This window comes from Bartonella sp. AP57NXGY, from assembly GCF_042195805.1.
Taxonomy (GTDB): Bacteria; Pseudomonadota; Alphaproteobacteria; order Rhizobiales; family Rhizobiaceae; genus Bartonella.
Genome location: NZ_JBHIOZ010000022.1, coordinates 1 through 12,008 on the forward strand (window position 1 = coordinate 1; position 12,008 = coordinate 12,008).

General features: G+C 39.3%; 9 protein-coding genes. 5 read left to right on the forward strand and 4 right to left on the reverse strand.

The window, feature by feature from the left end; translation table 11 throughout:
- Positions 1-1,060 precede the first annotated feature (1,060 nt).
- From ACFIL8_RS04125 to ACFIL8_RS04135, 3 genes are all read right to left on the reverse strand, one after another.
- Positions 1,061-1,645 (reverse strand): CarD family transcriptional regulator, encoded by a 585-nt coding sequence (locus ACFIL8_RS04125; protein WP_273790499.1) that lies wholly within the window; start codon positions 1,643-1,645, stop codon positions 1,061-1,063.
- A 303-nt stretch (positions 1,646-1,948) separates the two neighbouring features.
- Positions 1,949-2,290 carry a ferredoxin FdxA gene (fdxA, locus tag ACFIL8_RS04130; protein WP_015856977.1) on the reverse strand — a complete coding sequence of 114 codons (342 nt, stop codon included), beginning with the start codon at positions 2,288-2,290 and terminating at the stop codon, positions 1,949-1,951.
- A 21-nt stretch (positions 2,291-2,311) separates the two neighbouring features.
- Entirely contained in the window at positions 2,312-3,892 is a 1,581-nt protein-coding gene (locus ACFIL8_RS04135) for a hypothetical protein (protein WP_375613182.1), read from the reverse strand.
- Between the two features lie 576 nt (positions 3,893-4,468).
- On the opposite strand from ACFIL8_RS04135, the gene ACFIL8_RS04140 reads away from it, so the two are divergent.
- Positions 4,469-5,380, forward strand: a complete 912-nt coding sequence (locus ACFIL8_RS04140) for an RNA polymerase factor sigma-32 (protein ID WP_375628693.1) — start codon at positions 4,469-4,471, stop codon at positions 5,378-5,380.
- Positions 5,381-5,689: 309 nt separating this feature from the next.
- Here ACFIL8_RS04140 and ACFIL8_RS04145 read toward each other — a convergent pair whose 3' ends face one another.
- Entirely contained in the window at positions 5,690-7,267 is a 1,578-nt protein-coding gene (locus tag ACFIL8_RS04145; protein ID WP_375674804.1) for a M48 family metalloprotease, read from the reverse strand.
- 147 nt (positions 7,268-7,414) lie between these two features.
- Between ACFIL8_RS04145 and ACFIL8_RS04150 the strand changes: the two genes are divergently transcribed.
- From ACFIL8_RS04150 to rimJ, 4 genes are all read left to right on the forward strand, one after another.
- On the forward strand, positions 7,415-8,050 hold the full coding sequence (locus ACFIL8_RS04150; protein ID WP_375613185.1) for a thiamine diphosphokinase: 636 nt from the start codon (positions 7,415-7,417) through the stop codon (positions 8,048-8,050).
- Positions 8,051-8,150: 100 nt separating this feature from the next.
- Positions 8,151-8,537: a hypothetical protein gene (locus ACFIL8_RS04155; protein ID WP_375645924.1), complete on the forward strand. Its 387-nt coding sequence runs from the start codon at positions 8,151-8,153 to the stop codon at positions 8,535-8,537.
- Positions 8,537-10,399 carry an ABC-F family ATP-binding cassette domain-containing protein gene (locus ACFIL8_RS04160; protein ID WP_375668281.1) on the forward strand — a complete coding sequence of 621 codons (1,863 nt, stop codon included), beginning with the start codon at positions 8,537-8,539 and terminating at the stop codon, positions 10,397-10,399. The genes ACFIL8_RS04155 and ACFIL8_RS04160 overlap by 1 nt, the downstream gene beginning before the upstream one ends.
- Positions 10,400-10,971: 572 nt before the next feature.
- On the forward strand, positions 10,972-11,535 hold the full coding sequence (rimJ, locus tag ACFIL8_RS04165) for a ribosomal protein S5-alanine N-acetyltransferase (RefSeq protein ID WP_375628687.1): 564 nt from the start codon (positions 10,972-10,974) through the stop codon (positions 11,533-11,535).
- The last annotated feature ends 473 nt before the right edge of the window (positions 11,536-12,008 follow it).

Genomic DNA, 12,008 nt, shown 5'->3' on the forward strand with positions numbered 1-12,008 from the left:
GCCTTTTATCAGTTACTCTGTAAAACACAAAACATAACACGACTGGCTTTGCGTTTGCTTATCCTGACAGGCGTTCGTACTAATCCTTTGCGTCATATTCGTGAAGATCAGATTGAAGATGATAACTGGACAATTCCTGCTGAGAATATCCAATCTTTAGCGGTCTGTTTAAAATAGAGATTGAGACTTTTAAGAGTTCTATGAATCGTTCTAGATTTTTTGTGTCCGATTGGAGTAAGAATATTGCATATATTTCGTAATCTCTGAAATAAGAAACCTCATTTTGGAAAAATATGAAATTGAAAGGGGCAATGCTAACGTTCATTTTTATTGTTATTTTTTAAGTTAATTTTACAGCTTTCAAAAGTATTTGGAATGCCTTTTACAGAATGGAGATGATGGTTTTAGTTCATGCTTTTTTTATCGCGTTTTTTAATGGGGGGAATGCTTCTCATGCAAAATAGAGTGCCCAAGACAAAATATGCTTATGTTGTACTGTCACGCTTTTTTTAAAAGGAATATTTTTCAATATTTGTGGCATCCATTTTATGACGGTGTTTTTGAATGTTCCAATGGTTTTGTAGAAGGGGGTAAATGGTAAAGTTTCGGTGTAGTGTATAAACGGCACTATGATCTTTACGCTTAATAAAAAAGCAAGCCTGCAGCCTTACACATCTTGCCAGATTCCAATGTTGGTATATCCTTTGGTGCTTGAGACAGTGTCTCGCTCTTTTTGTACAGTTTTTACCCACAGATCAGCTCCGCTTGTGATTGACAAGCAAGTGATTTGATTAATTCAACATGAGAGCAATTTGAAATGAGTAATCTTACCATATTCAAGATTCTAATTTAATATGAATAATGCTAGATTATGATGATTAATCAGTTTGTTATCTATGAAGAAAGAAAATGAGGAAGAGGAATTTGTCGAAAAGTTAGATTGTTTATAGATTGGCGCTGGTTAAGAAACTTTGTCCTTAAGGGCAGAGAGGATGTTAAAAAATAAAACCAGCTTTTCGCTGGTTTTATCGAAATATCATCATTATGATGAAAGAGTGTATTATGCAGCGTAGACAGCTTTACTGTTTTCATCTGTTTCTTCTCTCTCAGTTTTAAACTCGCGTTCCGGCTTGTTGGAGAGATGCATCTCTATGAGATTGATAGCTTCTGTTTCAGAAAGACTATTGATAACCGCAATTTCACGGGCCATTCTTTCAAGAGCAGCTGTATAAAGTTGGCGCTCAGAGTAAGATTGTTCAGGCTGTAGATTAGAGCGGAAAAGATCACGGACCACTTCGGCGATACAAATAAGATCTCCTGAGTTGATTTTAGCATCATATTCTTGTGCACGACGTGACCACATGGTCCGTTTAACGCGTGCTTTTCCACGTAAAACTTTTAAGGCACGTTCGACAGAATCACTAGCAGATAATTTACGCATTCCAACGGAAAGGGCTTTTGCAATGGGGACTTTGACATCCATCTTATCTTTCGCGAAATGAATGACAAAAAGTTTTAATTTATGTCCTGCAACTTCTTGATCTTCAATCGCTATAATTTGTCCTACTCCATGCGTAGGGTAGACGATATATTCAGAGGTTGCAAATTCTTTGGTCTTGGAAGACGTTCCATGTTGGGATGCCATATTTTAGTTTACTCCCTTATGATCAACAAATGTATCGGAAAACAGGTTATAAACCTGAGGGTTGAGTTTTCTTTAACCAAGTATATTGTACCAATTAAGTGAGCATAAAAGCCGAGTACTTTTAAATCAAAAAAAAATACACCGCTTTACTATAACAAGCAAAGAAAAATACTTAGAAAGATGATCATGTTAAAATAACACTAACATCAAAATTTAAAAGAATCAATCATTTCGCTTAAGGATTTTTTATTTTTACAAGAGAAGTCTTTCAATCGTTGAAGGAGGAGAGTGTACACTTTATCATTACTCTTCGCCACTTCCTGGATTTTCTGAAAAATACTTTTCTAATTTATTTGGAACACCATCCATTTCTTTTGCTTGAGGAAGAGGATCTTTTTTGGTGGTTAGATTAGGCCATTTGTTTGCATAATGAAGATTGAGTTCTAACCACTTTTCTAATCCTGGTTCTGTATCAGGTAAAATCGCTTCTGCTGGGCATTCTGGCACGCAAACACCACAATCGATGCATTCATCGGGGTGAATAACAAGCATATTTTCCCCTTCATAAAAACAATCAACTGGGCAGACTTCAACGCAATCCGTATATTTGCAGTGAATGCAGTTGTCGGTTACTACGTGGGTCAAGATCAAACTCCATTTGTTACTTTAATTCTCTTTAGAGGAAAGTGTGTGCGTGTTTTTATGATTGGTGAGTTGATCGCGTAGTACAGCTAGTTTCGCAAAAGGTGAATCAGGATTAAGGCGCTTTTCTTTTTGAAAGGGCTTATGATTTGCATGTTTCCCTTGGGATTTGTGGAACTTATGAGAGCGTTTTGCTTGTGATGGTGCTTCTTGAGGGGAATTTTCATTTTTGTATTCCGCTTTTTTTACAGCGTTCTTCGATTTATTTTGCCACTTATTTCCTAATTTATCACGTTTTTTTTGTGCATGGTGGGGAAATTGATGCTTATAATGCCATAACAAAATAACTTTATCTTCTTCTGTAGAGCGAGGGGATTTGGCAAAATTCCCAACAGGTTCAGCTGCTGGTAAACGATTGGTTTTATGGAGATGTTTTTCAATACCAGAGGATGAAGTGTTTGGGAATGAGGTATTTTTTTCTTCTCGTGTTGTTTCTAAATCGCTTACTGTTTGCCATTGACTTCCAACGCATTCTGCTGCAGGAACATCTTGCATTGCCCTATTGACAGGGGAAGAGGCTTGGTGTGCAAAGAGATTTTGTTCAAAAACAGTATTGCTTATGCTGTACGATTGATAACCAAGTCCTTTGAGGATTTCTTCCATATCGTTTCCATTGGCCCCAAGAATGGACATCATGGCTGGTGTAACAAAAAAACTTTTGCCATCATAGGCTCCATCGGGTTTAGGATCACTTCCTTGTTTCCAATGAAGTGCGGGACGGATGAGATTGGCAAGACGTTCTAAAATATCAATCCGTACAGCACGTTGTCCTAAGATTCGGTAGCCGGCTAATTGATAAAATTGGCGGTTATAGGTAGGGTCAACAATTAAAGAGGTTCGACCAGCAGATAATGCTGAAAAAACTTCACCCAAACCAGTTTGATCTTGTCCCGCATTTTGAAGATTCCACAGGAGAGTAATGGCTTGAACCGGAGCAGGTTTAAGCATTCCGGCAACATAGATATGAAAAGCGCCAAAACGCACGCCTAGACGCCGAAGAACGGCACGTGATTCTTGCGCAAGGTTTTTGACAATGTCTAAGACTTCGCGGCGTGGTAAAATCCCTAAAGAGTTAAAAAGTTGTAAAGCAAGACTGTTTGTTGAATCCGTTAAATTATCAGCATTGCGCAAATCAAACAGGGGTTTTAAAGTCGTTTCAAAATGAAAGGTGACAAAGCGTTCTAATCGTTTCACAACGTTATTGCGGGATTCTCCCGTGAGTTGTTCATCTGCTAAAACAATCAGTTTTGGTTTAAAAAAATCTTCTGTTGCTACAAGTTGTCCTACGGGTTGACCAATCCAGCGCACAATTCCATCAGAACTGAGGGTAAAATCTCCATTTGCAGAAGCACAAAAACGTGTCGCGCGTTTGGAAAAAGCAAGAATCAAATTCTCATTCTCTGTTGAAATTTGCTTCTCAGCTATTTGATCGGTACTGTTTTTGTTGGCATAAAAACGAAAACCTTCAAATTTACCCCTTCCGTGTTTTTCAATGAGAATATCATCTTGAAGAATCTCATTCTGTTGAACAATCTTGCTATCCATGATCATTTTCTTTCTCAGTGTGACACTGGTCAAAAGCTTTTTGCGACAATTTCATAATGGTGCTCTTTCTTTAACACGTTTGTTGCGTTTGCTTCAATCACTCTTGTCATTTTTTGCTGTTTCTTTGCGCCTTTAAAACTTGAATGATTCTTTTTTCATTCAGTTTTCATTCAGTTTGGATGCTTTATATTTGCAAATTACACTTATTAGTTGTATTGTAAAGCTAAAAGCATAAATAAATTCTTCAATTTAAAAGGAAACGGAACCGGTTATCAAAAAACGGCATTTCTTTTGCATGATCACTTTATTTTTTTGCTGTTTTGTCATGAAAAGTGAAGAGAAAGTTTTTTCAAATATTTCATAGGCTAAAAGGCATATTGTAAAGGCATTTTGCAGGTGAAATTGTGTCTTATGTCAAGAAGTTTTACCATGACAGTAAAAAAAACAATTGCGATTATAAAATTACACGTTAAAGTAGTGGTCACAGAAGTTAACAACTTTTGCGTTCTTTTTAAGCGAAGAACAATGATGTCGTTGCCAAATCAATTTTGATAATTTTAATCGCAAGGGGTTATTATGGGTAATCTTTCAAATGCTGTTTATAAAAGCAGCAAAAATTATAGCGATGCAGACAAAAGCTTAGGACGTAATATGATGCGTTCTGCTATGCAAGCACCTTATCTTGAACGACAAAAAGAGCATGATTTGGCTCTGCGGTGGAAAGACAAACGTGATGATGATGCCATGCATCAAATTGCAGCGGCTCATATGCGTTTAGTGATTGCTATTGCTAATCGCTTTAAACGTTTCAAAATGCCATTGGGGGATTTGGTACAAGAAGGGTATGTGGGACTATTGGAAGCAGCTGCACGTTTTGAACCTGATCGGGAAGTGCGTTTTTCAACATATGCAACGTGGTGGATCCGCGCTTCTATTCAAGATTATATTTTGCGAAATTGGTCAATCGTTCGAGGGGGAACGAGTTCTTCGCAAAAAGCACTTTTCTTTAATCTTCGGCGTTTGCGTGCAAAACTGATACAAGATGATAGTGCTTTGTCAAAACAGGATATTTTTCGCACAATCGCTGAAAAACTCGGTGTTTCCGTGCGCGATGTTGAAACGATGGATTTTCGTTTTTCCAGTTCTGATAATTCCTTGAGTGTTTCTGTTTCTGAGAACAGTGATAATCCCATTGCTAAGATGGATGTTTTGGTGGATGAGAGTCCTCTTCCTGATGCTTTAATTGAGCAAGTCATTGATGGTCAACGGCGTACACAATGGCTTTACGATGCGTTGCAAATTCTCAACGAACGGGAGTTGGAAATTATTCGCTTTCGTCGCTTAAATGAAGAGGGGGCGACTCTCGAAGTTTTAGGTGAAAAGTTAGGAATCTCGAAAGAGCGCGTGCGTCAAATTGAAGCTAGGGCTTTGCAAAAATTGCGCTCTGCTCTCCTTACGGTTCATTCAGAAGACGCTTACGATATATAAGCAGTGAAAGGCTTTGGGGGGGGAAGAGAATGTATTAAGTGGGGGCATATGAGAATATGATAAAGTCAGTTTTAGGGGGTGTTCATATTTGTTTAGGAATATGCCTCCTTGGGGGCGCTACTGATAAACAGAGGAAGATAGGGGGCTGTTAGTTGGAGGAAATATATATATATATATCAAACGGAGACCTATAAAGGCATGATGAAGTTGGATTTTAAAGTGTTCCTCTTTATTTTCGAATATGCTTTAAGGGGGAGGGCGTGATACAGGCAGAAAAGAATCAAAACTGTAACGGATGAGAAGAAAGGCTTATTCTGTAATAATTTTCACTTTTGTACCTGCGGGTAAAGTTTGCGTTGGTGAGAGGGCGTTGAGGATGCGAAAGAGTTTTTCTTTATATGGTGTGTATTGCATTTTATCTGCAAGATTGGCAACGGTTTCTCCTTGTTTAACACGGACAACACGGATTTTTAAGGGCTGCAATTTTTTTAACTGTGAAGATGAAAGAGAATGAAAGCTTTGTAGCGTTTTTTGGGCAACCTCTGCAAAATTTCGAGAATTATATGGAGCGGCCGTCAAAAAACGAAAGATGTGGTTGTTGAATGGAATGACAACCACATCAAATTGCCATTGATCATTGGTAGCATAGGCCCGCGCTCCAAGTAAACTTTGGCTTTGGGATTCTTGGCGCATAAATTCTTGATTGGGGAGCCCTTGAATTGTGATGGGGCGGATAGATGATTGATCTAGACCGATAATCCAGCCGCTTTTCAAATAATCACTCGCAGATATTTCAGCAGGATGTGGAATAGCATCAAAACGAATCGCAATTTTATCTGGTCCACTGGCCCAAACAGTGTGTGCTGAATGTTCTATTGTAAAATTGTTTGGAACAGAAAAAGCTATGCGCAATTGTGGGTGAATAAATTGGTTGCCTCGTACAAAACCTGTATAAAAGCCTCCTCCAAAAATTATGCCATCAATGCTTTTGAGAAAAGAATCATGATCGGATATTTTACTATTCCCTTTACTGATTTTACGCGCTTTTTCTATCGCAAGCCGAATGCGTTGAGGGGTAGTTGGGTGGGAGGCTAAAAAATCTAGAGAGGCATTTTGGGTGCCAGAGATATTACGAAAAGCACTATAGGCTTCCATTGTTTGAAGAAAGCGTGGTGAAGCAAAAGGATCATATCCTGATTGTTGGAGCATTTCGAGCGCAAGGGAGTCAGCTTCCAGCTCTTGATTGCGGGAAAATTGCGCGAGTTGTTGCTTGTTTTGCATAGGGTTATGAAGTTTTTTGCCAATAGAAGAAAGAAGACGTGAAGACATGTGATTGGTCATCTTTAATTGGGCTTCTTTTTGCAGGCGTAAAATGCCATGATTGGCTCTGATATGTGCTATCTCATGGGCTAAAATGGCTGCAACTTCTGAAGAATCATTGGCTAATGCCAGCATACCACGAGTGATGTAGATCGAGCCGTTGGGGAGCGCAAAAGCATTGATAGTTTCTGAGTTTAAAATTGTTACAGAATAGTTTTGATGAGAACTATGGGATGCAACTGCTAGTTTACGGACAATCTTTGCTAAAAGGTGTTCAAGTTTTGCATCATGATAAGCGCCACCATACATTTGCAAAATACGTGGGTGTTGCAGAGCGCTTAATGTGACATAGATATTGTGGTTGTTGGTACGTTTGATCGTTTTAGAAGAAGTGGAAGAAAGCCTATCATTTTGAGAAAGTGGTGTATGACAAGCCGAAAGGAGAAACGTTAGACTTATGAAAGTTGCTTTATACAGGCAAGAGCGAAAAAGAAAATTGCGGTGAAAAATGGGGTGCGTTGGACCATGGTGCACATTATTTCTGCGGAGTAATTTGGCAAATTGCATTTGTATCTTTGTATCGTATGTTTCTTTAAGAAAGGCATTAGGGATAAGGATTCGTTTGGCTATATCATGCTTTTTGTTTATAAAAAATAACTCTCACTTATAAAAAGATGCACTGTAAAGAAAATTTTGTGAAAGGCAAAGTATGGCATGACAACATTTACGATATTATTAAATGGGGATGTTCATATCACTGATCGTTTGCTTAATCAAATTCAAAACAGTCGGGTGATTGCTGCGGATGGTGGTATGCGTCATGCGGCAACGCTTAATGTAACGCCTGAGTTGTGGTTAGGAGATTTTGATTCATCAGATGAGAATTTAATCCGCCAATATAATCATGTTCCGCGTGAAGTTTTTCCCTCTGATAAAGATATGACAGATAGTGCTCTGGCATGTGAAAGAGCGCTGCAAAAGGGTGCTAAAAAGCTTATTTTATGCGGTGCTTTGGGAGGGGAGCGAAGTGATCATAGCCTTTCTCATATGACGCAAGCGTTGATGATGGCTGAAAGGGGTATTTCAGTGTTGTTGACAAGCGGTTTGGAAGAAGGTTGGCCGGTTTTGCCAAAGCCTTGTTCATATGATTTGCCTAAAGGGTGTTTGTTTAGTCTTATCGGTTTTTCTGATTTAAAAGGTTTAACGCTTAAGGGAGTAAAATGGCCAATTTGTGACAAAAATGTGTCATTTGGCTCTTCTTTAACACTTTCTAACCGTATTTGTGGAACCTTTTCTTGCCATTTAGGTTCTGGAAAAGCTATATTGCTAGTGTCTGTACCTATTCCATAAAGCTCTTCCAATATATTTTGAATAAGGCAGGGGGGGGCCTAGTGATGAAGTGCCGACATAAACGATATATGTATTGATCTTGAGAAGGAAAGGTTTTGATATGTTAAAATCAATTTTTAAAGTGGCCGTTGTTGCAGCCATTGGTTTCAGTTCAGTCGCTTGTACTACAAATGATGAACGCGTTGCACGTTACGGCGTAGGAGGAGCAGCAATCGGTGCTTTGGCTGGAACTGCTATTGCTGGAAGTACGCCTGGAGCAGCACTTACCGGTGCAGCATTTGGTGCTTTGGCTGGAACAGTAACAGGTGCAGCTGCAAATCAAAGAAAACAACAAAGACAGGCATCACAATTGTGCACGTATCGTGGTCGTAGAGGGCATGTTTACCAAGCACCTTGTAGACAAAGAGTTCCTGTACGGCAATTGTGTGCTTACCGTGATGCAAGAGGGGTGATGTATCAAGCACCTTGTCCGCGCCGCGTTCGTTAATGGCGGTGCCGCTTCTGCGGCTTGACCGCATTTTCTTAAATTTTGGAAAAACGCCTTTGCTCAATCAAGCTTCTTTATCGGTTGAGCAGGGGGCGCGTATTGCGTTGGTTGGCCGTAATGGTTGTGGAAAATCAACCTTATTAAAAATTGCCGCAGGAATATTAGAACCTCATGGTGGCGAAATTTTTCGCCACCCGCGAGTAACGCTCCGTTATGTCTCACAAAATCCGGATTGTTCAGGATTTGAAGATATTAATGCTTATATGGAAGCGGGGCTGGATGATATATCTGATGTTCAGTGGATTAATACGCTTCGCACAAATTTAGGGTTTTCTGGGACGGAAAAATTGGAAACGCTTTCGGGAGGCGAAAAGCGGCGTGTTTCATTGTTACGGGCCATTGCTGCAAAACCCGATATTTTGTTCTTAGATGAACCAACCAATCATCTTGATTTACCAACCATTGAATGGCTGGAAGCTGTTTTGGCTTCTTTGCGTTCAGCGATTGTGGTGATTTCCCATGATCGGCGATTTTTAGAAAATGTTACGCGGTCAACGGTATGGCTTGATCGTGGCACAACCAAAAGACTGGAAAAGCGTTTTTCTGAGTTTGAAAATTGGCGTGATAAAGCACTGGAAGAAGAAGCCATCGAACAGCATAAATTGGGGCGCCAAATTGCTCGTGAAGAGCAATGGTTGCGTTATGGCGTGAGCGCACGGCGTAAGCGTAATGTACGGCGCTTAGGCGAATTAAAAGACTTAAGACAGCGTCATCAAACCTATAAAGGGCAGCCAGGAAATGCACTTTTGACAGCAGCAAAAAGTCATGATTCTGGGCAATTGGTGCTTGAAGCAAAGAAAATTTCAAAATCCTATGGTGATCGCATTATCGTGAAAGATTTCTCTTTGCGCATTCAGCGGGGTGATCGAATCGGTTTGGTAGGACCCAATGGAATCGGAAAGACAACGCTCCTTTCTGCATTAATTGGGCAAGAAGCCGTGGATAGTGGAACGGTGAGGCATGGCTATAACCTCTCTATGGCATTGCTTGATCAGCAACGTATTTTAAATGAAGAAGAAACTTTAGCGCATTATTTAACGGGGGGAAGAGGTGATACTCTTGTGATCAATGGGTTGGAGCGGCATGTGGTTTCTTATATGAAAGACTTTTTATTTTCACCGGAACAAGCACGCACTCCCCTTAAAGAATTTTCTGGGGGAGAAAGAGCACGCCTCATGCTTGCACGACTTCTTTCTCGTCCTGCAAACTTTTTGATTCTTGATGAACCGACCAATGATTTGGATATGGAAACTTTGGATTTGTTGCAAGAATTTATTGCTGATTTTGCGGGGACAGTATTGTTGGTCAGCCATGACAGAGACTTTTTAGATCGTACTGTAACGCATATGTTGGCACCTCAAGGTGATGGTCATTGGGTTTTGTATGCGGGCGGCTATAGTGATATGATGGCGCAAAACCAGCATGCTCTTCGTTTACAACGCAAAAAAACAGAATTATCGCAACGTAAAGCACCTTCAAAATCTCATGCGGGAGAGCTTTCAAAACAGGACACATCAACAGATGATCGCTTGATAGGGCGGGAGAAAAAAACACGAGGTAAATTGTCTTATAAGCAGGTTTATGCATTGGAAAAATTGCCTGAAGAAATTGCTGTTTTACAGGACGAAATCAAAAAAATTGAGCAAGAACTCTCTGATCCAGCCCTTTATCGCAGTGATAAAGAGCGTTTTGAACGTTTATCAACAACGTTGGCAAAAAAGAAAAATACTTGCACACAAAAAGAAGAAGAATGGTTAGAACTTGAAATTTTACGCGAAGAAATGGAAGCGCGTTCACGGTAATGTTTCAGATATTAATATCTAAACATTTTAATTCGTATTGCATCATCGCTTTTCTTTAATTTGTTACAAGAGTTTGTGGCTGATTTAGCGGGAACAGTGTTGTTGACGAGTTATGACAGAGACTTTTTAGATCGCACTGTAACATATAGCATCTCAAGGCGATGGTCATTGGGATTTGTATACGGGGGAGCAGTGATATGGTAGCGCAAAACAAGCATGCTCTGAGCTTACAAGGCAAAGAAACAAAACTATCTTTGCCGTAAGTTTTTTCAGAATTTCGTATATGGAAGTACGCCAATTCCCTTGCATACTTTGCCAGTCCCCAATGTTGCTACAGCGCCCCTTAGAACTTGAGAGCATTCATAAGAAATATTCCCCTGTCTTTACCTTATGCTTTAAACATACCACCCCCACTTATGACGGAAAAGCAAAAGATCCTCATTGATTCTAACGTAAGAAGTGTTGTGATGAGAAAAGCTTACTGTATTCGACATTATGATTTGAGTTTAAAAATGATGATTTGTTAAGATAAATCAACGTGTTATTGTGACATTGTCTAGGAGGAGAAAATGATGGCAATTAAAACAAAGCGAACAATTTCCACATTGATCGGTTTAGAAGATGCAGCTGAACTGTCTTCTTATTTCCTCCGTAATGCGAATCATCTGCGTCCTTTTGAACCTGTTAGATCTGATGGTTACCACAGCCTAACAGCTTGGGAAACACGAGCCAATGCATTTGCTTATGAAAGCGCACAGGGACAAGCATACCGATATGCTGTACGATTAAAAAATGAAAACACAGTCATCGGTGTTGTGAATTTTACAAATGTGGTTCGGGGTGTTTTTCAAGCCTGTCATCTTGGTTTTTCTCTTGATGAAAAACAACAAGGCAAAGGTCTCATGTTTGAGAGTTTATCGGCTCTAATACGCCATATCTTTCATGTTTATCATCTGCATAGAGTGATGGCAAATTATAGACCTGAGAACATAAAAAGCGAACGTTTATTAAAACGCCTTCATTTTGAAAAAGAAGGCTATGCCAAAGACTATTTGATGATTTCTGGAAAATGGAGAGATCACATTCTAACCTCTCGAATCAATGATCTTTATGAGTCCGTTAATAGATTCGAATAAAGTTTTGATAAGGGTCTTTTTATCAAATGTGTAAATATGCTGCACTTTTCCCTATCCTAAAAGACGAAGATCCTTAACCACCTCTTCTTTTGTAAACGGTTCAGACTCTCGTTTAGCGGGTTTCAACTGCTGACCGCTTTCATATGTTTCTTTTCGTAGATAATAAATTGATTTATCATCATAATTCATTTTTTTCAATTTGAAGAGAGTCCTCAATATCGGAAGACTTTCTCACTTCAAATTTATAGATGTTTAATCATAAAAAACACCTCTCTTGCACATCACAAACTGGGTTGGCATACAAGTGAGGGTTTATGTGGATAAACAATGATTGAAGAACAAGAATAAAAATTCTCTGTATAAATCCTTTTAAATGTGAGGGCTGTTGCAATATTGTGTATTCTGTGACCGATAGTCTCGTTACAAGTTACACAAACGGCTTATTGTTGGGTGAAATTTTTATACATTCATTT